General features: G+C 45.2%; 19 protein-coding genes and 1 pseudogene. 14 read left to right on the forward strand and 6 right to left on the reverse strand.

The genetic code is table 11. The features are described from left to right. Positions 1 to 129: 129 nt before the first annotated feature. On the reverse strand, positions 130 to 1476 hold the full coding sequence (locus AB4503_RS04920) for a sigma-54-dependent transcriptional regulator (RefSeq protein WP_372113811.1): 1347 nt from the start codon (positions 1474 to 1476) through the stop codon (positions 130 to 132). A gap of 29 nt (positions 1477 to 1505) precedes the next feature. Continuing rightward, on the reverse strand, positions 1506 to 3326 hold the full coding sequence (locus tag AB4503_RS04925; protein WP_102429105.1) for an ATP-binding protein: 1821 nt from the start codon (positions 3324 to 3326) through the stop codon (positions 1506 to 1508). A 163-nt stretch (positions 3327 to 3489) separates the two neighbouring features. Here AB4503_RS04925 and AB4503_RS04930 point away from each other — a divergent pair. The 8 genes and pseudogenes from AB4503_RS04930 to AB4503_RS04965 all read left to right on the forward strand — a co-directional run. Further along, positions 3490 to 3672 (forward strand): annotated as a pseudogene (locus AB4503_RS04930) (hypothetical protein); the annotation flags it as partial. Positions 3673 to 3966: 294 nt separating this feature from the next. Further along, on the forward strand, positions 3967 to 5265 hold the full coding sequence (gene tig / locus AB4503_RS04935) for a trigger factor (RefSeq protein WP_017065881.1): 1299 nt from the start codon (positions 3967 to 3969) through the stop codon (positions 5263 to 5265). A 105-nt stretch (positions 5266 to 5370) separates the two neighbouring features. Then, positions 5371 to 5997, forward strand: a complete 627-nt coding sequence (gene clpP, locus AB4503_RS04940) for an ATP-dependent Clp endopeptidase proteolytic subunit ClpP (protein WP_004736080.1) — start codon at positions 5371 to 5373, stop codon at positions 5995 to 5997. 81 nt (positions 5998 to 6078) lie between these two features. Next, entirely contained in the window at positions 6079 to 7359 is a 1281-nt protein-coding gene (gene clpX, locus AB4503_RS04945) for an ATP-dependent protease ATP-binding subunit ClpX (RefSeq protein ID WP_009847283.1), read from the forward strand. Between the two features lie 132 nt (positions 7360 to 7491). Then, complete coding sequence (gene lon / locus AB4503_RS04950; RefSeq protein WP_017060619.1) at positions 7492 to 9843, forward strand: endopeptidase La; 2352 nt, start codon at positions 7492 to 7494, stop codon at positions 9841 to 9843. Positions 9844 to 10011: 168 nt separating this feature from the next. Continuing rightward, complete coding sequence (locus tag AB4503_RS04955; protein ID WP_012604504.1) at positions 10012 to 10305, forward strand: HU family DNA-binding protein; 294 nt, start codon at positions 10012 to 10014, stop codon at positions 10303 to 10305. A gap of 218 nt (positions 10306 to 10523) precedes the next feature. Then, positions 10524 to 12389 (forward strand): peptidylprolyl isomerase, encoded by a 1866-nt coding sequence (ppiD, locus tag AB4503_RS04960; RefSeq protein WP_372073000.1) that lies wholly within the window; start codon positions 10524 to 10526, stop codon positions 12387 to 12389. A 224-nt stretch (positions 12390 to 12613) separates the two neighbouring features. Then, positions 12614 to 12913: a helix-hairpin-helix domain-containing protein gene (locus tag AB4503_RS04965; RefSeq protein WP_017060617.1), complete on the forward strand. Its 300-nt coding sequence runs from the start codon at positions 12614 to 12616 to the stop codon at positions 12911 to 12913. Here the strand turns inward: AB4503_RS04965 and rrtA are convergent. Then, complete coding sequence (gene rrtA, locus AB4503_RS04970) at positions 12904 to 13452, reverse strand: rhombosortase (protein ID WP_372113813.1); 549 nt, start codon at positions 13450 to 13452, stop codon at positions 12904 to 12906. The two genes, AB4503_RS04965 and rrtA, sit on opposite strands and share 10 nt — an antisense overlap. Positions 13453 to 13461: 9 nt before the next feature. Between rrtA and AB4503_RS04975 the strand changes: the two genes are divergently transcribed. Next, positions 13462 to 14061, forward strand: a complete 600-nt coding sequence (locus AB4503_RS04975) for a tRNA-uridine aminocarboxypropyltransferase (protein ID WP_017060615.1) — start codon at positions 13462 to 13464, stop codon at positions 14059 to 14061. Between the two features lie 26 nt (positions 14062 to 14087). On the opposite strand, the gene AB4503_RS04980 is transcribed toward AB4503_RS04975, so the two are convergent. From AB4503_RS04980 to AB4503_RS04990, 3 genes are all read right to left on the reverse strand, one after another. Beyond that, a complete protein-coding gene (locus AB4503_RS04980) occupies positions 14088 to 15431 on the reverse strand; it encodes an anti-phage deoxyguanosine triphosphatase (protein ID WP_017060614.1) in 1344 nt (447 codons plus the stop codon). A 55-nt stretch (positions 15432 to 15486) separates the two neighbouring features. Next, positions 15487 to 16071, reverse strand: a complete 585-nt coding sequence (gene yfbR, locus AB4503_RS04985) for a 5'-deoxynucleotidase (protein ID WP_372113815.1) — start codon at positions 16069 to 16071, stop codon at positions 15487 to 15489. A gap of 344 nt (positions 16072 to 16415) precedes the next feature. Continuing rightward, a complete protein-coding gene (locus tag AB4503_RS04990; protein ID WP_017060166.1) occupies positions 16416 to 17648 on the reverse strand; it encodes a pyridoxal phosphate-dependent aminotransferase in 1233 nt (410 codons plus the stop codon). 296 nt (positions 17649 to 17944) lie between these two features. On the opposite strand from AB4503_RS04990, the gene AB4503_RS04995 reads away from it, so the two are divergent. The 5 genes from AB4503_RS04995 to menC all read left to right on the forward strand — a co-directional run bounded on the left by AB4503_RS04995 (position 17945) and on the right by menC (position 23835). After that, complete coding sequence (locus tag AB4503_RS04995) at positions 17945 to 19252, forward strand: isochorismate synthase MenF (RefSeq protein WP_065583685.1); 1308 nt, start codon at positions 17945 to 17947, stop codon at positions 19250 to 19252. Next, on the forward strand, positions 19249 to 20973 hold the full coding sequence (gene menD / locus AB4503_RS05000; RefSeq protein WP_372113817.1) for a 2-succinyl-5-enolpyruvyl-6-hydroxy-3-cyclohexene-1-carboxylic-acid synthase: 1725 nt from the start codon (positions 19249 to 19251) through the stop codon (positions 20971 to 20973). The genes AB4503_RS04995 and menD overlap by 4 nt, the downstream gene beginning before the upstream one ends. A gap of 9 nt (positions 20974 to 20982) precedes the next feature. Further along, positions 20983 to 21780: a 2-succinyl-6-hydroxy-2,4-cyclohexadiene-1-carboxylate synthase gene (gene menH / locus AB4503_RS05005; RefSeq protein ID WP_372113819.1), complete on the forward strand. Its 798-nt coding sequence runs from the start codon at positions 20983 to 20985 to the stop codon at positions 21778 to 21780. Positions 21781 to 21885: 105 nt separating this feature from the next. Continuing rightward, positions 21886 to 22752, forward strand: coding sequence for a 1,4-dihydroxy-2-naphthoyl-CoA synthase (gene menB / locus AB4503_RS05010; protein ID WP_017064079.1), 867 nt, complete (start codon positions 21886 to 21888; stop codon positions 22750 to 22752). A 75-nt stretch (positions 22753 to 22827) separates the two neighbouring features. After that, a complete protein-coding gene (gene menC, locus AB4503_RS05015) occupies positions 22828 to 23835 on the forward strand; it encodes an o-succinylbenzoate synthase (RefSeq protein WP_065583687.1) in 1008 nt (335 codons plus the stop codon). Positions 23836 to 23882 lie beyond the last annotated feature (47 nt).

Consider the following 23882-nt stretch of genomic DNA (forward strand, 5'->3'; position numbering starts at 1 on the left):
AAATTATGGAAGATGAACCTTATCTCTGCCAGTTTCGATATACATTCAGATTAAGCTACGCTTTGCGTTTTATTTCGTGTTTGATTCTTTTATCTCACAGCTTAATTATTCACTTCGAAATCTATTGTTTTACTTAAAATTATCTTTGTCGATTTGATAACGCTGCATTTTGTCGTAAAGCGTTTTTCTTGGGACATTTAATTGAGACATAGTTAATTTTATACTCCCTTCATTCTCAATCAACGCGCGTTCGATCACCGCTTTTTCGAACTCTGCCACTTGGTCCGATAGGCTAATGCTGGTGTCTGAGTGGCTCTCTGAGTTCGCACCATCACCCAGTTGAGCTAATTTCCCTAGTAAGATGAAGCGTTCAGCGCTGTTACGTAATTCTCGAACATTTCCCGGCCAATCATGAGCCAAAAGCGCGTGCAGCTCCTTTTGTGGAAGGGCAGGGGCAGTCTTGCCATAACGCGCCGCAGCGACCAGTAAGAAGTGGTGGAAGAGTGCTGGGATATCTTCTTGTCGGCTTCTTAACGGCGGTAAATCTAAGGTCACAACATTGAGTCGATAATAGAGGTCTTGGCGGAAAGTGCCTTCTTCAGCGGCTTTCTTTAGGTCGACTTTAGTTGCCGCAATCACTCGAATATCTAGAGGGACTAAACCATTAGACCCAACCCTTTCGATGACGCGTTCTTGCAAGACGCGCAACAGGCGAATTTGTGCCTGCATTGGCATGGACTCAATTTCATCTAAGAATAGAGTTCCGCCCTGAGCAAATTCAAATTTACCGACACGTTTGCTTTCTGCGCCAGTGAATGCCCCTTTCTCATGGCCATACAGTTCACTCTCAATCAGATTTTCAGGTACTGCGCCGCAGTTGACTGCGACGAAGTTTTGTTCTCGCCTGCTGCTTTGTTCATGCAGAGAGCGTGCAACTAATTCTTTGCCAGTGCCTGTTTCGCCAAATAGCAATATGTCGGCATTGGTATCGGCAACGTGAGTGATGATAGACCGCAGCTCCGTCATTGATTGCGTGTCACCAATGATCCTTGGACCAAGTGCTTGGCTGGCTTTAAGTGAACGTTTTAACTCAAGGTTCTCGAGGGTGAGCTGACGTTTTTCTATCGCTCGCTTAGTGGTTTCGACTAGGCGTTCATTAGCGAAAGGTTTTTCAATGAAGTCATAGGCGCCGTATTGGATGGCTTGAACGGCCATTGAAATATCGCCGTGACCAGTAATCATGATCACAGGGATCTCTTTGTCTTTGTGCATTACGGTGTTGAGCAGATCATGCCCGGATAGACCCGGTAAACAGATATCAGTGATGATCACGTGAGGTAAGCCGTTTTCTTGAATCGCGAGCAGAGCAGACTCCGCGTCGGGAAAGAATTCGGCATCAATGTTGGCGAGCTCGAAGCTCTGTTCTATCGCCATTCTTAGGTCGGATTCATCATCAATGAAATAGACGTGACACATAGTGATTCCTTTACTTCTTTGTATTCTGGTTATTGCTGAGTTTTTGCTTGCTGTTCTTGTTCAACAAGGGGCAGCTCTATGCTGAATCGAGCACCGCCTTGAGGGCTACTACCGGTAACGAGCTTGCCATTTATTCCGCTGATTATTTGTTGAGAAATCGATAGTCCAAGTCCAAGTCCGTTTTTCTTGGTGGTATGAAAGGGTTCAAAAAAGTTTCCGTTCGAAGGGGAGGTGAAGCCGGGGCCGTTATCATCGACATGAATCAACAAGGTATTGGCCTGTTGATGGTCGGACTCTCTAATCTCTAACAGAATAGCTAATTGTTTGTCATCTTGTTGTTCCACCGCCTGAATCGCGTTGGTCAGCAGGTTAATGATCACCTGTTCCAGTTGAATGGCGTTGGCGAGCACGCAAGCATCAAAGGTCTCAGGGAGTTCGTTGACCTTAACTCGCTCGCTCTTGAGTTGTGGCTTCATCAGCTCTTTCGATGAATGTAAAACTGGGAGTATTTGTAAGGTGTGTAGCTCTTCCGCAGTAGATTTTTTGGCGAACGAGCGAAGCTGGTGGCTGATTTTCGCCATACGATCAGTGAGTGCCGAGATTCGCGATAGATTGTCATCGACACGATCGGTTTTTTCTTTGGCAAGAAACAATCGGCCGTTGTCGGCATAACTGCGAATCGCGGCAAGCGGGTTATTCAGTTCGTGACTGATGCTCGCTGACATCTGCCCTAGCACTGCTAGTTTGGCGGCTTGGATGAGCTCGTCTTGGGTTTGCCTCAGAACATGCTCGGTTTCGATACGGTGTTTGATCTCAACATGTAACTCCGATGTACGTTCAAGCACTTGAAATTCGAGTTTTTGCTTGGCTTCGGATTGCAGCCTGTCTATCTGTGCTCGTCTTTGTTGTCTATGGTGGTTGAGCTGCATTGTTAGATAAATAATCGCAAAGATTAGGCTCAAAACAACAAGGTAAGCAACCAAGTCCCACCAAACTAAGTGGGTTGGAGAAAATACCCGTATGGTGAGTCTTGGTTCGGCTAGGAAACGCGAAGAACTAAAGAACTGCTCTTGGACGAGTTTGTGTGGCGACTCAATACGACTGGTGGCACTGTCTAAATCGCCGGAGAAGTGCAGGCTTTCTATTTTTGTATCGAGATACTGCCTGCTTTCTTGAATTCGAGTGTGTTGTACTTCGCTTAGCGGCTGAAGGCTTTTGAACAGCCACTCAGGGTTACTCGACATAAATACAATTTGATCTTTATCGTCAGCAACAAAAAAACTCTGTTTGCCTTTCCAACTTGCTTCAATCAGCGATAAATCCATCTTTACGACAATGACGCCAATAATCTCGGCGGCATAGGAGACGGGGTAAGAATAATAATAGCCTCGCTTTCCAGAGGTTGAACCTAGCGCAAAATATTGATTTTCATTGCCAATAATCGCTTCTTGAAAGTAGGGGCGGAAAGCAAAGTTACGACGAATAAAAGAACGCGGTTGATTCCAGTTACTGGCTGCAATGGTGGTGCCGATACTGTCTAGTAGGTAGGTGTCGGATGCTTGAATCACCGAGTTTACGTGCTCTAGATAACGATTAGTGAGTTCGATTTGCGCAGAGTTACTTGGAGAGTGCAGGGCATCGACCAGCTCTTTGTCTTTTGAAAGCAGCTCGGGAATGTGCGCGAACTTATCCAATTGGCTTGAAATATGAACAGAAAAGCGGTCCAGCTTAGATTGATGATCATTTAACAAACTTTCATGGCTCGTGCTCCACACCCAATGACCGCCAAACACCATCAGTAAACTGTATGTGACCATTAACAGTATTGGGATTTTAAAAGCTTGAAACATGAAGGCTCTCCGCTGATTTCTTTGGTAAACAATCAAGCCTGTCTTCTCTCGTTTATGGTAGCAAATAGCGGTAGTTTTTGCTGAAAGCAGAGAGTGAACAGATGGATGTAGGTTAAGGGTTTGTAACGGGGATTGTTGAAAAAGTTATCGACTCTGAGGGGTAAAACAAGAGCAAGATCTCTTTTTAAGGTTTTTAGCAAAAAAAGCCCTCGATTCCCTTGAAAAAGTCGCTATTGTCCCCATTTCTGTTGTGCTAAGTGATGATTTGATCGTTTTTGTATCACTTAGTTGGACGAATTTAGAGCATTCATCATCATGCAGAGGTGAACGGCTCGACAGAGATTAAACAGATCGCTAGAATGTCGCGTCTAAAATTTCTGTCCTGAGGCTAATCGGAGATACCTTTCTTGTTTCTGAAAACAAGCTTTATTGCGTTTTAATCGACGTGTGAAGAACGAAGATATCGCTGATTAGTCTGGTGTTTGGTTGAATAATCAATTCAGACATCAATGCTCGATTTTAAATTAGGTGTTCGGATAGAGCACTACACAAGGATGCAGCCAACAACGTCTGCTTTTGAATTAAAGCTAAGTTACGGCTCATATGCTCAGATTACTGAGCCAGTTTTGAGGTTTATATAATGCAAGTTACTGTTGAAACGCTAGAAGGCCTAGAGCGCCGTCTTAATATTACTGTTCCTGCTGCTAACATCGAAGATGCAGTTACAGCTGAACTACGCAACATCGCGAAAAACCGTCGTTTCGATGGTTTCCGTAAAGGCAAAGTGCCAATGAAGATGGTTGCTAAAATGTACGGCAAAGCAGTACGTCAAGACGTGATGGGCGAAGTAATGCAACGTCACTTCATCGAAGCGATCGTTAAAGAGAAAATCAACCCAGCTGGCGCACCTACTTTCGCACCAGTTGAAAACAACGAAGGCGCTGACCTAGTATTCAACGCAACTTTTGAAGTTTACCCAGAAGTTGAGCTGAAAGGTCTAGAAAACATCACTGTTGAGAAACCAGCAGTAGAAGTTAAAGAAGCTGACGTTGAAGAGATGATCGAAACTCTACGTAAGCAACAAGCAACTTGGACTGAAGTTGAAGCTGCTGCTGACGCTGGTTCTCGTGCAACTATCGACTTCGTTGGTTCTATCGACGGTGAAGAGTTTGAAGGCGGCAAAGCTGAGAACTTCCCACTAGAGATGGGCGCTGGTCGCATGATCCCTGGCTTCGAAGACGGTATCGTTGGTAAAACAGCAGGTATGGAATTCGAAATCGACGTAAACTTCCCAGAAGATTACCACGCTGAAAACCTAAAAGGTAAAGCAGCTAAGTTCTCTATCAAGCTGAACAAAGTTGAAGCTCGTGAACTTCCAGAACTAAACGAAGAATTCGTTGCTAAGTTCGGCGCAACTGACGGCGTTGAAGGTCTTAAAGCTGAAGTTCGTAAGAACATGGAGCGTGAGCTTAAGCAAGCTGTTAAGAACCGCATCAAAGAGCAAGCTATCGACGGTCTAGTTAACGAAAACAACATCGACGTACCTTCTGCTCTAATCGATCAAGAGATCGGTGTTCTACGTCAACAAGCTGCTCAACGTTTCGGTGGCAACACTGAAGCTGCTGACCAACTTCCACGTGAGCTGTTCGAAGAGCAAGCTAAACGTCGCGTAGTTGTAGGTCTTCTACTTGGTGAAGTAATCAAGACTGAAGAGCTAAAAGCTGACGACGAGAAAGTTAAAGCTATCATCGAAGAGATGGCTACAGCATACGAAGATCCAACAGAAGTTATTGCTTACTACGAGCAAAACGAGCAAATGATGAACAACATGCGCAACGTTGCTCTAGAAGAGCAAGCTATTGATGCAATCATCGCTAAAGCTCAAGTTTCTGATAAAGAAGTTAGCTTCAACGAGCTAATGAATCAGCAACCTGCTTAATATAGTAATATCTGACGTAGAAGGTTGACGTACGGTCAACAATTCTGCTAACAATGGTCCGTATGATTTAATCATTCGGGCCATTTATTTTAGGGACATAAGAATATGAGCTACCAAGAAAAAAATACAATGCCATCGATTATGGACGCACTAGTTCCTATGGTGGTTGAACAGACTTCCCGTGGTGAACGTTCTTACGATATTTATTCTCGTCTATTAAAAGAACGTATCATTTTCTTAACAGGTCAAGTGGAAGACCACATGGCAAATCTTGTCGTGGCTCAACTGCTTTTCTTGGAATCAGAAAACCCAGACAAAGATATCTATCTTTACATCAACTCACCTGGCGGTAGCGTAACAGCAGGCATGTCTATCTACGACACAATGCAGTTCATCAAGCCAAACGTGAGCACAGTATGTATGGGTCAAGCTTGCTCTATGGGTGCATTCTTACTAGCGGGTGGTACTCCTGGTAAGCGTCACGTGCTTCCAAACTCACGTGTAATGATTCACCAGCCACTTGGCGGCTTCCAAGGCCAAGCGTCTGATATTCAAATTCACGCGCAAGAGATCCTAACGATCAAACAAAAGCTAAACAAACTATTGGCAGAGCACACTGGTCAGCCTCTAGAAGTTGTTGAGCGCGATACAGATCGTGATAACTTCATGTCTGCTGATCAAGCAGTAGAATACGGCTTGGTGGATTCAGTTCTTAATCACCGCGGTCAATAATTGCAGGGCAATTGTTTAACGCAAAGTGATTCAAATTGATATACACTCAAGCATAGAGAGTTAAGGCTAAGAGGTTAGCGAATGACAGATAAAAGCAAAGAGGGTGGTAGCGGTAAACTGCTTTACTGCTCTTTCTGTGGCAAAAGCCAACACGAAGTTCGCAAGTTAATCGCAGGTCCTTCTGTTTACATTTGTGATGAATGTGTCGATCTTTGTAACGACATTATTCGTGAAGAAATTAAAGATGTTCTTCCTAAGAAAGAATCGGAATCGCTGCCAACGCCGCGTGAGATTCGTGAGCATCTTGACGACTATGTAATCGGTCAAGAATACGCGAAGAAAGTGCTAGCAGTTGCAGTTTATAACCACTACAAGCGTTTACGTAATGGTGATACGACAGCTGAAGGCGTAGAGCTAGGTAAGAGTAACATTCTTCTTATCGGTCCTACTGGTAGTGGTAAAACACTACTGGCTGAAACATTGGCTCGTTTCCTAGACGTTCCTTTCACAATGGCAGACGCAACAACACTAACCGAAGCGGGTTACGTGGGCGAAGATGTTGAAAACATCATCCAGAAGTTGCTTCAGAAATGTGATTACGACGTAGCGAAAGCGGAACGCGGCATTGTTTACATCGATGAAATCGACAAGATTTCTCGTAAAGCTGAAAACCCATCAATCACGCGTGACGTGTCTGGTGAAGGTGTACAGCAAGCTCTACTAAAACTTGTTGAAGGTACAGTAGCTTCAGTTCCACCTCAAGGTGGTCGTAAGCATCCACAGCAAGAGTTCTTGCAAGTGGACACGTCTAAGATCTTATTTATCTGTGGTGGTGCGTTTGCAGGCCTAGATAAAGTGATTGAACAGCGTGTAGAAACAGGTTCAGGTATCGGCTTTGGCGCAGAAGTGCGTTCAAAAGATGAAACCAAAACTATCGGTGAATTGTTCACTCAAGTAGAACCTGAAGATCTAGTGAAATATGGTCTGATTCCAGAATTCATTGGTCGTCTACCTGTGACAACAACACTGACAGAGCTTGATGAAGAAGCGCTAATCCAAATCCTATGTGAGCCAAAGAATGCACTTACAAAACAGTACGCAGCATTATTTGAGCTTGAGGATACAGAGTTAGAATTCCGTGAAGATGCTTTACGTGCCATTGCTAAGAAAGCAATGAACCGTAAAACAGGTGCTCGTGGTCTACGTTCTATCTTGGAGGGTGTTCTACTAGAAACTATGTACGAACTGCCATCTTCAACTGATGTAAGCAAGGTTGTGATTGATGAGTCGGTAATTAATGGTGAGTCAGAACCACTATTAATTTACAGCAACTCAGATAACCAAGCAGCTGTTGCAGAGTAGGTCTTTTTTAGACAAGTCACTCAAATTGAAAAAGGAGGTAAGCAATTACCTCCTTTTTTTTATTCTTCCATTGAATCCAGTCGTTTAAGCCCCATATACTGCTTTATAAGTTAAAGCGGAAGAGAGAAATATATGAACTTGGAACGTTCCGAGCGTATCGAAATCCCCGTGCTACCTCTACGTGATGTAGTGGTTTACCCACACATGGTTATTCCATTGTTTGTTGGTCGTGAAAAATCGATTACTTGCCTTGAATCGGCAATGGAAGCTAACAAACAAGTACTACTTGTAGCGCAGAAAGAAGCGGACACTGATGAGCCTTCAATTGACGACCTATTTAAAGTAGGAACTGTCGCTACCATTCTTCAGTTACTAAAGCTCCCTGATGGTACTGTTAAAGTGCTTGTCGAAGGTCAGCAGCGTGCAAAAATTCACCAATTCAAAGAAAGTGAGTTTTTCTTAGCGGACGCAGAATACGTTGTAACCTCAGAACTTGACGAAAAAGAACAAGAAGTGGTTGTTCGCAGCGCGATCAATCAATTCGAAGGCTTTATTAAGCTGAACAAAAAGATTCCACCAGAAGTTCTAACATCTCTGAACGGTATTGATGAGGCAGCTCGCCTTGCTGATACGATTGCTGCACACATGCCACTGAAACTGGTAGACAAGCAGCACGTTCTAGAAATCTTAGATGTGACTGAACGTCTGGAATTCTTGATGGGCCAAATGGAGTCAGAAATTGACATCTTGCAAGTTGAAAAACGCATTCGTGGCCGCGTTAAGAAGCAAATGGAAAAATCTCAGCGTGAGTACTACCTGAATGAGCAAATGAAAGCGATTCAGAAAGAACTTGGCGAGATGGACGACGCTCCTGATGAATTCGAGACTCTGAAGAAGAAGATCGAAGACTCTAAGATGCCTCAAGAAGCTCGTGAAAAAACCGAGCAAGAACTGCAAAAACTGAAAATGATGTCGCCAATGTCTGCTGAAGCAACAGTAGTACGTAGCTACATTGATTGGATGGTGGGCGTTCCTTGGGCTAAGCGTTCAAAAGTGAAAAAGAATCTAGCGAAAGCGGAAGAGATCTTAAACGAAGACCACTACGGCTTAGAGCGTGTTAAAGAACGTATTCTTGAATACTTGGCAGTACAAAACCGTATCAACAAGCTAAAAGGCCCAATCCTTTGTCTTGTTGGTCCTCCTGGTGTAGGTAAAACCTCGCTAGGTCGTTCGATTGCTGCGGCAACGGGTCGTAAGTACACGCGTATGGCACTTGGTGGCGTTCGTGATGAAGCTGAGATTCGTGGTCACCGTCGTACGTACATCGGTTCACTTCCGGGTAAACTGATCCAGAAGATGTCTAAAGTTGGTGTTAAGAACCCACTGTTCCTATTAGATGAGATCGATAAGATGTCTTCTGATATGCGTGGCGACCCATCTTCAGCACTTCTAGAAGTTCTAGATCCAGAACAAAACAACGCATTTAACGATCACTACCTAGAAGTAGATTACGATCTGTCAGATGTTATGTTCGTGGCAACATCGAACTCGATGGACATTCCTGGGCCTCTACTGGACCGTATGGAAGTGATTCGTCTATCTGGTTACACAGAAGATGAGAAGCTGAACATTGCTAAGAGCCATTTACTGGACAAGCAAGTTCAACGCAACGGTCTTAAGCCTCATGAAATTGAGATTGAAGACTCTGCAATCATCGGCATCATTCGTTACTACACGCGTGAAGCGGGTGTACGTAGCCTAGAGCGTGAAATCTCAAAGATCTGTCGTAAAGCAGTGAAGAACATCTTGCTAGACAGCGATCTTAAGTCTGTAACGGTTAACATTGATAACCTGAAAGAGTACTTAGGTGTTCAACGCCACGACTTCGGTAAAGCGGATGAAAGCAACCGTATCGGTCAAGTAACAGGCCTAGCGTGGACTCAAGTGGGTGGTGATCTACTGACTATCGAGACCGAAGCAATGCCGGGCAAAGGTAAGCTAACGCAAACTGGCTCACTTGGCGACGTGATGAAAGAGTCGATTCAAGCGGCAATGACAGTGGTTCGTTCTCGTGCTGAAAAACTGGGTATCAACTCAGATTTCTACGAAAAACGTGACATTCACGTTCACGTACCAGAAGGTGCTACACCGAAAGATGGCCCGAGTGCGGGTATCGCAATGTGTACTGCACTTGTCTCTAGCTTGACGGGTAACCCGGTTAAAGCAGAGGTCGGTATGACAGGTGAAATTACCCTTCGTGGTGAAGTTTTACCTATCGGTGGCTTGAAAGAAAAACTGCTTGCTGCACACCGTGGCGGCATCAAAACTGTACTGATCCCTAAAGACAATGAGCGTGATTTGGAAGAGATTCCAGACAACGTAATCGCTGACTTGAAGGTGATCCCGGTTCAGTGGATTGATGAAGTACTCAAAGTCGCGCTAGAACGAGATCCGTCAGGGGTCGAGTTTGACGTGAAAAAATAGTGATGCATAGCAAAAATAAGTAAAGAATTACGCTGATAGGCCCGAAAAGGCTTGTCAGCGTTTTTTTTGGACGCTAAGTTATTGATCAAAGCGGCAGCCCTTTTGCAATAAGGCTTGCGGCTAAATTAAAACCAAAATGGAACGTACAGTCATCAGAAGTAGTCACAGATGACACATAGGGGAAAAACAGTGAATAAAACACAACTAGTAGAATCAATCGCAGAAAACGCAGACATCTCTAAAGCTTCAGCTGGCCGCGCTCTAGACGCATTCATCGAAGCAGTTGGCACAACGCTACAATCTGGTGACCAAGTTGCACTTGTTGGCTTTGGTACTTTCAGTGTTCGTACTCGTGCTGCTCGTACAGGTCGTAACCCAAAAACTGGTGAAGAGATCCAAATCGCAGAAGCTAAAGTACCTGGCTTCAAAGCGGGTAAAGCACTTAAAGACGCATGTAACTAATTTTCACTGCTGAAACCTCCATTTAAGAGGGGAAGGCAGTAAAATGCGTTTACTGTTTGAAAAATGATGTTTCATTCTTAAACAGTATGTGTACAAAGCACATTGAACTTATTTAAATTATGCGCATCCTACTGATGCGCATTTCTTTTTCTGATAATATCGCGTGAATAGATTTTTATTTTGAAGCCAATGCTTCATATCCGGAGAGCACTTAAATTATGATGGATCGATTACGCGAAGGCGTGAATAGCATCGCGGTAAAAATTATCCTTGGGTTGATTATCCTGTCATTCGTATTCGCAGGTGTAGGCAGCTACATCACCGGTGGCGGTAACAACGCAGCAGCTAAAGTTGGCAACACAGAAATTGCTCGTGGTGAGTTCGAACAGGCTTACCAAAACGAACGTAATCGTATGCAGTCTCAACTTGGCGATTACTTCGCGCAAATGCTTGCAGACCCTGCTTACGTAGAGTCTTTCCGTAAATCAGTACTTGATCGCATGATCAATGACGTACTGCTTGAGCAGCAAGCTGAGTCTCTAGGCCTACGAATCAGTGATTCTCAAATCCGCACCATGATTCTAGAAATGCCTCAGTTCCAAACGGCGGGTCAATTCGACCAAGAAGTTTACCAATCGGCACTACGTCGTGCAGGTTTCAGCGCAGAGAGCTTCGCTGAATACATGCGTCGTGACCTTATGCGCAACCAGCTTGTGACTGCACTTCAAGGCAGTGAATTCGTTCTTCAGGGCGAAATCGATACTCAGAGCAAGCTTATCGCACAAACTCGTGACATTCGCACAGTGACACTGTCTGTTGCTGACCTTGCAAAAGACATCGAGTTAACTGACGAGCAAATCGAACAGTACTACCAAGAGAACCCAGCAGCTTACACTCGTCCAGAGCAAGCTAAGGTATCTTACATTGAGCTTTCTGCTGAAGCGCTTAAGTCTCAGCTTGAAGTAAGCGATGAAGAAGCACAGAAATACTACCAAGAGCACCTAGACAAGTACTCAACGGAAGAGCAACGTAAAGTTAGCCACATCCTAGTTCAAGGCGATGACGAAGCGAAAGCTCAGGCAATCCTAGACGAGCTAAATTCAGGCGCTGATTTTGCTACGCTAGCGGAAGAGAAATCTGACGACTTCGGTAGTGCAGACGTTGGCGGTGACCTAGGTTGGATTGAGCGCGATGTTATGGACCCTGCATTCGAAGACGCGGCTTTCGCTCTTGAGAATATTGGCGATACTACTGGCCTAGTTAAATCTGATTTCGGCTACCACATCATCAAGCTAGACGAATTAAAAGCGTCTCAAGCTCAGCCTTACACTGAAGTAGCGGCAGAGATTAAGACAGAGCTTCTAGACCAACACGCAGTTGATCAGTTCTACGAGCAACAAACTGAGCTAGAAAAAGTAGCGTTTGAATTCCCAGATTCTCTAGATGATTCTGCAGAAGCTATCAACGCGAAGATCACAACGACAGATTTCATCTCTCAAGTTGACGCTCCAGAAGTTCTGATGACGCCTGCAGTTATGCAAGCTATCTTGAGCCCTGAAGTGAAAGAAGACGGTCTAAACTCGGAAGTTATCGAAGTTGCACCTGAGCACGTAATTGTTGTTCGTGTAGAAGAGACTCGTGATGAGACAGTTCTTCCTCTAGCTGAAGTGAAAGATCAAGTTGTCGCTGCACTGTCTGCTGTACAAGCAGAGCAGCAAGCGGTTGAGCTAGGTGTTTCTCTAGTGAACGAACTTGAGCAAGGCAATGAAGCAGTACTAGCGGACAACAACCTTGAGTTCACTGAACTTGAAACGATTGACCGTAACTCGCCATTAGCGGCATCTGTATTCGCTCTAGCGAAACCAGAAGCAGGTCAAGCTGTGTTCGGTCAATCTAAAGACCAAGACGGTAATATCGTTGTTGTTGAGCTTTCTAAAGTAACGGCTGAGATCAACCCAGCCTACAGCACTCAAATTGGTGCACAGTTGGAGCGAGTTGGTAACCAGCAAGACCTGACTAACGTATTAAACGTACTTCGTAAAAACGCAGACGTTGAATACTACGTAGTGGGTCAAGGTCAGTAAGCGTTTGATTACCTCAGTAGCAAGCTCAAGTTAGAGCTTACTACTGAAATCAATACGTGATTGTTAGGCTTTAATTCAGATTTGTGAGCCAACAAACAAGCTGATGAAAATAAGATGTATAACGAAGCGGGTCACTTAGGTGATCCGCTTTATTTTTATCTGGTGATTGTGTTATCTAGCGCGGCAAATGCATAAGTTACGTTTTTTGAACAAAGGAACTATTTATGCGCACGATATATTCAACACTAATTCTTTCATTTCTGATGCTCTTAAGCCCTGCCGTGTTTGCAGACAGCCCAACCAAGGCTGAGCTTTACGAAGGCATTGAGATTACGGTCAACATCAATACCGCGACGGCAGAAGAACTTTCAGCACTATTGGTTGGCGTGGGTGACAAGAAAGCCAAAGAAATCGTCGATTACAGAGATCAGAACGGGGCATTTACTACTGCTGATGATTTGGTGAGTGTCAAAGGGATAGGTGAAGCGACGGTTGAAAAGAACCGCGAAAGAATTCAACTTTGACCCGTTTTTCTACTTGTTAGAAATGAAGCGATAGATATGAAGCCTCCGGCCAATGCACCTGCTAGGTGGGCTTCAATCGCGATACGAGCATTAATCAGTTCACCAGTCGTGCTAGAAGGGCCAATAAGCTGCTCCCAAGCGATTTTAGCGACTAATCCGAATACTAACAGCCAACTAGACTTCCTGCCGTTTAAAGCCTCTCTGAGCGCGCATAAGCCAAACAACCCATGCAAAGTGCCCGATAGGCCAACGTAGATCTGAATACTTGAAAACAACAGAGCGACGCCAGTCACTAAACTGATCACAAGCAAAGCAACAACAAGCTGTTTTTTACTCGGTTGAAACAGGTAGCTGATGATCCACAAGCCTGCTAGATTCATCAGAAGATGCGAGTAGTTGGTATGTGAAAAGTTTCCTGTTAGGATTCGCCACCATTGCCCATCGGCAATCGCATTGCTATCCCAAACGACCCAAGCTTGTATTGGCTCAAATTGGAATAAGACGCATAAAAGTGAAATGAAAATTAAAACAGGGTACACATTAAATCCATGTCTCGTTATTGCCCCCAATGCAGCAAGGCTTTGAAAGCTTGTATTTGTCAGTGGGTTACACCACTCGAATCGAATGTTGAGCTTATCATTCTTCAGCACCCATCAGAAGAGCATCGTCCGATGGGAACAGCGCGTATTCTCTCGTTATCTCTTAATAACAGCGTGACGTTTGTTGGCGAAGACTTTTCAGACAACGAACAACTCAACGCATTGTTGTGCGATGAACAGTATCAACATGTGATTTTATACCCAAGCGAAAACTCTGTTTCAGTTGAGTCGGCGACATCTCCCAATAAGAAGCTGCGTGTGATTTTATTGGATGGCACGTGGAAGAAAGCATTCAAGATGTGGCAAGTATCGAGTAACTTGCATGCGTTGAACACGGTTCATTTACCGAAAGATCTCAAGGGTAATTACCGAATTCGCAAAGCACCCAGTGAAAATAGCCTTTCAACCGTTGAAGCTGGCTATCATTTACTTAGCTTGTTAGAGCGTGATGGCGACTTTAGCCCTTTGCTAACGGCATTTGACCAAATGATTCAGTTTCAAATCAATCAAATGCCGCCGGGCGTGTTTGAGAAAAACTACTTAGATTAAGCCGTTTTAGTAAAGTGAGTCAGGAATTAAAACTCGGTATGAGCTGAGAACAATTGCTGATGCATTTTCTGCGCAAGATCATCAGTCATCGATGAAATGTAATCGGCTATCACGCGCATTTTTCGAGACTCATCTTGATGTTGTAGCCATTGCTTCTTGATGGGCAGTGGCAGCAAGCGTTCAGGATCTGCGCTGAATGCTTCAAACATATCCATGATGATCTGTTGACCTTTGTATTCGATGACCTGAACCTGTGGCACTTGAATAACGAACTCGCTGACAAAGTGTTTCAGCTTATCGAGTGTGCCGTCCATGCTCGGCTCGAGCACCGCATTGTAAGCCAACAGTACATTCTCAAAGTTAGCCTCCACTCGCTTAATCGAGATACTGGTCAACAGTGCGTTGACTATCCCACCAATCGCATCCTTTCGACGATACTGTTCACCAGAGAAAAGCATCTCTGTAATTGAATCTAGGTGTTCACAAATCCATGGGTCGGCCATCTCTTTCAGTTGAGGGTAAGCCGATTCGACCCACTGAGCTTTGGTCACAGAGCCAAGCACAATCGCATCTTCTAAATCGTGCACGCCATACGCGATGTCGTCAGCAAGTTCCATGATCGAACAATCCAGTGACTTATATTTGGTCTTGTTGTGCTCAAGTGGCTCGGTATGCGTTTTTCTTTTCTGTTTTAGGAGCTGTTGGTCGCTGCTTGAAAGCGGTTCAAGCACCCAGTTAAACAACTCTTCATCATGATCGTAGATGCCTTTTGCTGGCATCCAATCTTTAGCTCGGAGTTGTCGTTGATGCTTAACGGGTTCAGACTGCAATTTAGCTTGAACCTCACTCAGCAGAGAAGGGTACTTAATTAGACCTAACAAAGTGCGTCGAGATAGGTTCATCCCGTGATGTTCAGTGTAAGGTTCTAGCTGTGTGACTATGCGAAACGTTTGAGCGTTGCCCTCAAAGCCGCCGTGGTCGCGCATCATGTAGTTGAGTGCGACTTCGCCGCCATGTCCATAGGGTGGATGACCGATGTCGTGAGCCAAACACAGTGAATCAATCAAACTGTCTGAGGGTAATAGGTCTCGAAATTCGGGCTGCTTTTTCTTCAGTTGAGCGACGATACCGGTGCCAAGCTGAGCGGCCTCAAGAGAGTGGGTAAGGCGCGTTCGGTGAAAGTCGTTGACCGTGGTGCCATGGATCTGGGTTTTCGCTTGTAAGCGACGGAAAGCAGCAGAGTGAAGCACGCGCGCACGGTCACGCTGATACGGGCTGCGGTGGTCATCCCGTCTTATTTTATGTTCATCGTCATTTCGATGCTGCCATTCTTGTTCGAGTACAAAGGGTGGTTCGAGTTGAGAATTCAAAATAGCACCTATCAAATTGATTTTATTTAGCTAATTAAAAACAACTTATACCCAGCTAGCTTATCTCGTCTAGTGATAATTCAAAGCTCGGTGCGAATGTGGTGAGAAAGTAGTCCATTTCTGGGCTTTTGCGTTGTTCGAGTGTCTCTTCCAATCGGCGCTTGGCTTGCTCGTATTCATGATTGCCCGCACTGAGCTCTTCCAAGCATTTCAGGTACGCACAGATAGTATCTGCCTGCTTGACGATGCTTTGCTCTTCTTTACTCGCAGTACCAGATATTAAGAAGGGGGCGAAGTCGTCTCTGAACTCTTCTGGCAACATCGAAAGCAGTCTTTGTTCTGCCGCGGCTTCTATCTTCTTATACTCTTGTGCAATATCCGGGTTGTAGTATTTAACTGGCGTTGGCAAATCACCCGTCAGTACCTCACTGGTGTCGTGGTACATGCCAAGCAGAGCAATGTGCTCGGGGTTAAGCTGACCATCAAACTTCTTGTTTGTGATCAGTGCCAAGGCGTGTGCCACGAAAGCAACCTGTAGGCTATGTTCTGAAATGTTCTCGCTTGATACCGAACGCATCAGGGGCCAGCGTTGAATTAGCTTCATGCGTGCGAGATGGGCAAAGAAATGGCTCTGTTTCATAAATGTCCTTATAGTACCAATCGTAGTAAATAACTGGTCATCCTAGCTTGTTAAAAAACTCGATAACTATGTTAGAATTTTTGATTGTAGAATAACTACTTATCGAAGCTGCTTGTCGAAAATAGCTGCCTTGTTCTCAAGCTTTTTCCCTACGCTATTTCTGAACACTTACTTACTGTGATTGGTATAAACAATACTCCACTCGTATCTTGTGTTTGCACAGGGATACGAGACAGCGGATACAAAAAAGGCTCCTAAACAGGAGCCTTTTAAGCATAGAAGTGAATGAATACAAGTTAAAGTCTTTTAAAACAGCAAATTGTAGCCATCTTTCTTTGTGCTCATTAACCTTCGATGAGGTCGTCTTGGCTGTAAGTCTGTAAGAAGCGCTCTAAACGACCAATTGCGATTTCTAGATCTTCGATGTGCGGCAGAGTCACGATACGGAAGTGATCCGGTTTCGGCCAATTGAAGCCCGTACCTTGAACCAATAGCACCTTCTCTTGCTTAAGGAAGTCGAGTACAAACTTCTGATCGTCTTTGATGTTGTACATGTTGGTGTCGATTTTAGGGAACAGGTACATTGCACCTTTCGGTTTCACACAAGAAACGCCAGGGATCTTGTTGATCAGTTCCCATGCACGGTCACGCTGTTCAAGCAGTCGACCGCCTGGAAGAATCAGCTCATTGATACTCTGATAGCCACCGAGTGCGGTTTGGATAGCGTGTTGCATCGGAACGTTGGCACACAAACGCATTGAGGCCAGCATTTCTAGTCCTTCAACGTAGCCTTTCGCTAGGTGTTTAGGGCCTGTTAAGAACATCCAACCACCACGGAAACCACATACACGGTAAGCTTTAGATAGGCCGTTGAACGTGACCATTAATACGTCTTCAGCAAGCGTTGCCACTGAAGTGTGTACCGCACCGTCGTAAAGTACTTTGTCGTAGATTTCATCGGCGAAGATGATCAAACCGTGCTCACGAGCAATCTCAACCACTTGTAATAGGAAATCACGGCTGTATACCGCGCCTGTTGGGTTGTTCGGGTTGATAAGAACGATGCCGCGCGTCTTTGGTGAGATCTTCGCGCGCATGTCGTCTAAATCTGGATACCAATCAGCATCTTCATCACACATGTAGTGAACCGGTGTACCACCAGAAAGCGCAACAGACGCTGTCCATAGTGGGTAATCCGGAGCGGGAACTAAGATTTCATCACCGTTATCCAGTAGCGCTTGCATAGACATAACGATAAGCTCTGATGCGCCGTTACCAATGTAAACGTCTTCTACATCAAGGTTACGTAGGCCTTTTTTCTGGTAGTGCTGAACAACCGCTTTGCGGGCTGAATAGATGCCTTTTGAGTCGCAGTAACCTTGAGATGTCGGTAGGTTACGGATTACGTCAACAAGGATTTCATCAGGGGCGTCAAAACCAAATGGGGCGGGGTTACCAATATTAAGCTTCAGTATTTTATGCCCTTCTTCTTCCATGCGCTTAGCATGTTTGAGTACAGGCCCCCTGATTTCGTAGCATACGCTGTTGAGTTTTGACGACATCCCGATATTTTGCATTGCCGATTTCCTGAAATTAATTTAAATACTTTATTAAAGTACCGCAAAATGGCGTTTGATAGAATAAAAATCTGATGAATGTCGCATTTCAGTGTCACGTTTAGCCTTTTTGTTGTCACTCTTTTCTAAATTTTAATTAATCGCTTTCTTGGTTATTGGCTAAGATGAATAAAGGGGCGGGATCGCTTAAAATCACAGGAATGTTGAAAAGATATAGTACATTCTTGATCTAAGTGGGTACTGCCCATAAAGTATCAAACTAATATAATAATAATTTAGATGTGAACGAGGTCGATTTGTCACATTTCCAGCAAACTATCTCCGCTTTGATTGAGCGAGTACAAAATGCCCAAGCAAGCGAAGTTCGTTGTGTTGAAGTTCTAACGCAAAAACCATCGTTTGCATTTATAGAATGGCTTCATGCTCAACCGCTCTTTCCTAAGTTCTACTGGCAGTCACGCGACACTCGTGAAGAGGTTGTTGCGCTCGGACAGTTACATACGTTTTCAGATCCTGCACCCGCGTACGCTATTCTTGGTGAAGACCAACGAATCTGGGGTGGACGCTCGTTTGATGGGCACACCGCAAAGAACCGTCGCTGCATGGAGTCGTTTTTCTTCCTTCCTCAGGTTGAATTGATCCGCTTTGACAATACTTGGTCGCTGGCGGTTAATTTGTCCCCTGATCGCGTTTCTTCTATTAATGCTTTGAATAAGCTTTCTGTAGAAGCCGCGATATTGGCGCCTTTGTCTGCCCATATTGAACAGATCAATCACGTTCCAGAAAGAGAGCAGTGGGGCAACCTTGTCGATAAAGTGCTGCAAGGCATTAGCGATGAAGAGTACAAAAAAGTCGTTTTAGCACGTAAAACCACACTGCAACTCGATGCGCCTATCTGCGCAGCTCAATTACTTAAAGCCAGCTATCTGCAAAATCACCACAGTTTCCACTTTATGTTGGTGCTGGATTCTAAACACAGTTTCATTGGCTCGACACCAGAGCGCTTATATAGCCGACATGGTACGGAGCTTGATACCGAGGCGCTTGCTGGAACCATTGGTCGCGGAGAGAACGCTACTGAGGATATGGAACTGGCCAACTGGCTTTCTCAAGACAGCAAAAACCTCAATGAGAACCAGTATGTGGTCGACGACATCATTGAGCGTCTCACTCCTCATTCTCAAACGGTCCATGTTGAAAAGGATGCGCGTCTAGTGCGCTTGCGTAAGGTGCAGCATTTGAAGCGCAATATCCATGCTCAGCTCAACAATGGCGTTAATGGTGTGCAGTTGCTTGCTGCCTTACAGCCAACTGCTGCGGTGGCGGGTTTACCTCGTAAAGAGGCGATGGATTTCATTCTTGAACACGAACCGTTTGCACGAGGTTGGTATGCAGGCTCTGTAGGCTATATCAGTCATCAGCGAGCGGAATTCTGCGTGGCGATTCGAAGCGCCTTGATTGTAAACGATCAAGTACAACTGTTTGCTGGCGCGGGGATCGTGCCGGGATCGGTTGCCGAACATGAGTGGCAAGAGCTGAATAAGAAGATGTCGACTCTGCTTAGCTTAATTTCAGATCACCCTCCATTGGGTGTCGCGTCATGAATCACGACCAAGCCGTATTAAACAGAGTTTGGTGTCAAACGTTACTAGAAGAGCTTACTCGCAATGGCGTTGAACATGTTTGTGTTGCGCCGGGCTCTCGCTCAACGCCGTTAACTCTCGAAGCTGAAGCTAACCCCAAGTTAACCTTACACACGCACTTTGATGAGCGTGGTCTTGGATTTTTAGCGTTAGGTTTAGCAAAGGCTAGCAACAAGCCGGTTGCAGTGATTGTGACATCGGGAACTGCTGTGGCGAATTTGCTTCCTGCGACCGCTGAATCTGGATTAACGCGAGAAAAGCTAATCTTGTTGACCTCCGATCGACCGATTGATTTAGTCGACTGTGGTGCCAATCAAGCGATTCAGCAGCAGGGTATCTTTTCGTCTCACGTTGAAACGGCACTAAACCTTCCAAGTCCAACGACACAAGTTTCTTTGAATTGGCTTTTGACGTCGGTTGATAACGCACTGGCGAAACAGCGCAGCGTCGGTGGGGCTATTCATATCAACTGTCCGTTCCCAGAACCGCTTTATTCCGCTAATAGCGCCGAGATGTATGCGGATTATACAAAGAGCGTGGCAGCTTGGAGAGCTTCAACCTGCCTTTACTCGAACACTTATTTGCCCAGTCATTTAATCGCTCAGCCTGTCTCAGCAAGTGATTATGTCGCTCGTAAAGGCGCAGTGATTATTGGTTCTATCGAGAATGAAGCTGCAATTAAAGCCAAGCAGTTTGCGACAGCTTTGGGCTGGCCAGTATTCTGTGCCCCTCAATCGGGTGTCAGTAGTCACTGGAAACACTATGATTTATGGATGCAAAGTGACGCAGCCAAAGCACAGCTTAGTCAGTGTGATTTTATTATCCAGTTTGGTGAGCGCATCGTATCTAAGCGTCTTAACCAATGGGTAAAAGAACAAGCTGCCACATTTTGTTCATCGCAGTACATCGTTGTTTCACCAGATGCACATCGTATTAATCAAGATCATCTGCCTCAAACTCATATTGTCGCTGATATCGAACATTGGTTATCAGAGCAACATCTACCAACGCTGTTGGGAGAACATGCTGGCTGGGCGGCATCTTTGGCGAAAGTCGCGAATACGGTTCAGCAGTTAGCGTTGGCGCAAATCTCTAATAACGACCAACTGACAGAGTTGAGCGTTGCCGTTGACTTGTCGTCTAGACTTAAGGGCAGAGAGCTTTTTGTGGGAAATAGCTTGATGGTAAGGCTGGTGGATATGCTGTCATCAATCTCTGCGACTCAAGTCTACAGCAACCGCGGTGCATCGGGCATTGATGGCTTGGTGGCGACGGCTGCGGGAGTGATAAAAGCCAACCAGAATCCTTTGATGATGCTGATTGGTGACACCTCTTTGTTGTACGACCTAAATTCGCTGGCGCTACTTACTCACAGCACAACACCAATGGTTATTGTGGTTACCAATAACGATGGTGGGGCAATCTTTGATTTTTTGCCGGTTCCTGAGCAACAAAAACAGTCTCTATATCAAATGCCTCATGGTTTCAATTTTGAACATGCTGCTGCGCAATTCCATCTTGGTTATGCGGCGCCAGAAACCTTGAATTGCTATCAAACGCTCATCGAACAACATTTTGAACAAGGTCAGGGTACCTTGCTCGTAGAAGTTAAGACGCCTCCCGAACAAGCGTCTACTTTGCTGAAGCAATTCAGCTCAATGCTCACCGAGGCATTAGCCTAAGGACTTTACATGCTTTACTCCAATTATTACCCAGCAGTACAAGAATCTTCTGACAAACCTTTGCTTGTTTTTTTACATGGTTTACTCGGAAGCGGGGATGATTGGAGTGCATGCCACCCCTTCCTCGAAGACTTTCCTCGTCTTTGCATAGATTTGCCCGGACACGGACAAAGTCGCTTTATCGATCCGGTAGGGTTTGATCATTGCTGTAAGAAAATTGTCCAGTGCATCACATCCCAACTGGCTCTCAACGATCTTCCTGCCGATTATCCTATCGTGGTGATTGGGTATTCTATGGGCGGAAGGCTCGCTATGTATGGGGTGACAAGCCCTTGCTTTGAGGCACTCAACCTAGAGAAAGTCATCATTGAAGGTGGCAACTTTGGCTTGGAATGTGATGAAGAAAGAGCACAAAGGTTAGTACACGATACGCAATGGGCTGTTCGCTTTGCACAGCAGTCGATTGAAGATGTTTTAGACGATTGGTATCAACAAAGCGTCTTTTCTTCACTAAATCATGAGCAAAGACAAACTTTGGTCATAAAGCGTAGTGGTAACCTTGGAGTATCCGTAGCAAATATGTTGTTATCTACTTCGTTAGCTAAGCAACCGGATTTACGTGCCACATTGAAATCTCATGAGCATTTATTGCATTATGTATGTGGAGAAAAAGATCGTAAATTCATGGAGCTAGCTGAGAATAGTGGCTTTGAATATAGTCAGGTGGATTACGCGGGTCATAATGTTCATTTTGAGCAACCAGAGATGTTTTCAAATCTGATCATCCAATGTATCGCCAGTCGTTGATGAACTGACTGAGCGAACCTCTCGTATCAAGCGCTATAGAAAGCAGAGCAACACCGTCGCGACTCTACGCTAGTCGCGCTCTCTAATAGAACAATGGGAATCATCATGGCTAAAACAGTAGGCATCACAGAAGAAGAACTTTACGCAGCCGTTAACTGGCGCGATGAAAGCAGTCAATATGAAGATATTCAATACCACAAGTCTGATGACGGTATTGCGAAAATCACGATTGCTCGCCCTCAAGTGCACAATGCGTTCCGTCCACAAACCGTAAAAGAGATGATCAATGCACTGGCTGATGCTCGTTATGACGAGAAAGTTGGCGTAATCATTTTGACTGGTCTTGGTGAGAAGGCGTTCTGTTCTGGTGGTGACCAAAGTATCCGTGGTGACTACGGCGGTTACCAAGATGACTCAGGTACGCACCACTTGAATGTACTTGATTTCCAACGTCAAATTCGTACTTGTCCAAAACCAGTTATCGCAGCGGTATCGGGTTGGGCAGTCGGTGGCGGTCATGTACTTCACATGATGGCAGACCTTACTATTGCAGCTGAAAACGCGCAGTTCGGTCAGACGGGTCCTAAAGTGGGTTCTTTCGATGGCGGTTGGGGTGCTTCTTACATGGCTCGTATCGTTGGTCAAAAGAAAGCACGTGAAATCTGGTTCTTGTGCCGCTTCTACGATGCACAAGAAGCACTGGACATGGGCCTTGTAAACACCGTTGTTCCTGTTGCTGACCTAGAAAAAGAGACAGTTCGTTGGTGTCGTGAAGTGCTTCAACACAGCCCAATGGCACTGCGTTGCTTGAAAGCGGCACTGAACGCTGACTGTGATGGTCAAGCAGGCTTACAAGAGTTGGCTGGTAACGCAACCATGATGTTCTACATGACAGAGGAAGGCCAAGAAGGCCGCAACGCATTCAACGAGAAACGTCGACCGGACTTCGACAAGTTCCCGCGTAATCCATAGTCTTTCTCCTCTTCAAAATGAGTCGCTAATAGCGGCTCGTTTTGTTTTGATGTTCCCCGTTTTTTAGGAAACTTTATGAACTCAGTGAATTCTCAGCGTCACGCTAAACTTTACCGTTATCAATTACCTATGGATAGTGGTGTGGTTCTTCGTGACAATAAGTTGAACGAACGTGTTGGCTATATCATCCAACTTGAGTGTGATGGTAAAACTGGTTTTGGCGAAGTTGCGCCTTTGCCCGGTTTTAGCCAAGAAGATGCCGAACAAGCTGGCATTCAGCTTCAACACGAATTAGAGCTTTGGAGCCACAATAAGCCTCAAACGCCTTTCGACGAGCTGTATCCTTCTGTCGCGTTTGGCTTTTCAATGGCGATGATGGAATTGCGAGGCGATCTTAACGCTCAAGGTAACTACCAAGCGGCGCCTTTGTGTACAGGCGATCCAGATGAACTGATTCCTGTATTGAATGAGATGGTAGGCGAGAAGGTCGCGAAAGTGAAAGTCGGCCTCTACGAAGCGATTCGCGATGGCATGTTGGTTAGCTTATTCCTTGAGTCGATCCCTGATTTGATTCTAAGACTTGATGCCAACCGTGCGTGGAAGCCAGAGAAAGCGAAGCAATTCATTAAATACATTTCGCCGTCAATGCGCCAGCGTATAAGCTTTATCGAAGAGCCTTGCCAAAAGCCAGAAGACAGTTTGGCCTTTGCCATTGACCATGGTGTGGCGATTGCGTGGGACGAGACACTGCAAGAAGCGGTGCGCAGCCCGGAATTTGATCTTAGCGACCTTACTGGTGTTAAAGCAGTCGTGATCAAGCCAACTCTTATTGGTTCTGTCGAGCGTTGCGTGGCAATCATTGAGCGAGCACAGAAGCTTGGAATGAAACCTGTATTGAGCTCAAGCATTGAGTCGAGCCTAGGTCTGACTCAGATTGCTCGTCTGGCGCAGCAATATTTGCCAAATGAAGTGCCGGGGTTGGATACGATTGGCTTGTTCAAGCAGCAGCTAGAGGTTTCTTGGCCGGGCTGTCAGTTGCCTGTCTCTACGCTTGAAAAGCAACAATTGATTTGGTCTTCTTAGACCGAGCTATTTGAATGGCTATTTAGTTAGCTTAACAAGTTCTTAAT

The sequence above is a fragment of the Vibrio sp. 10N.222.55.B11 genome, from assembly GCF_041473705.1.
GTDB lineage: Bacteria > Pseudomonadota > Gammaproteobacteria > Enterobacterales > Vibrionaceae > Vibrio > Vibrio crassostreae_C.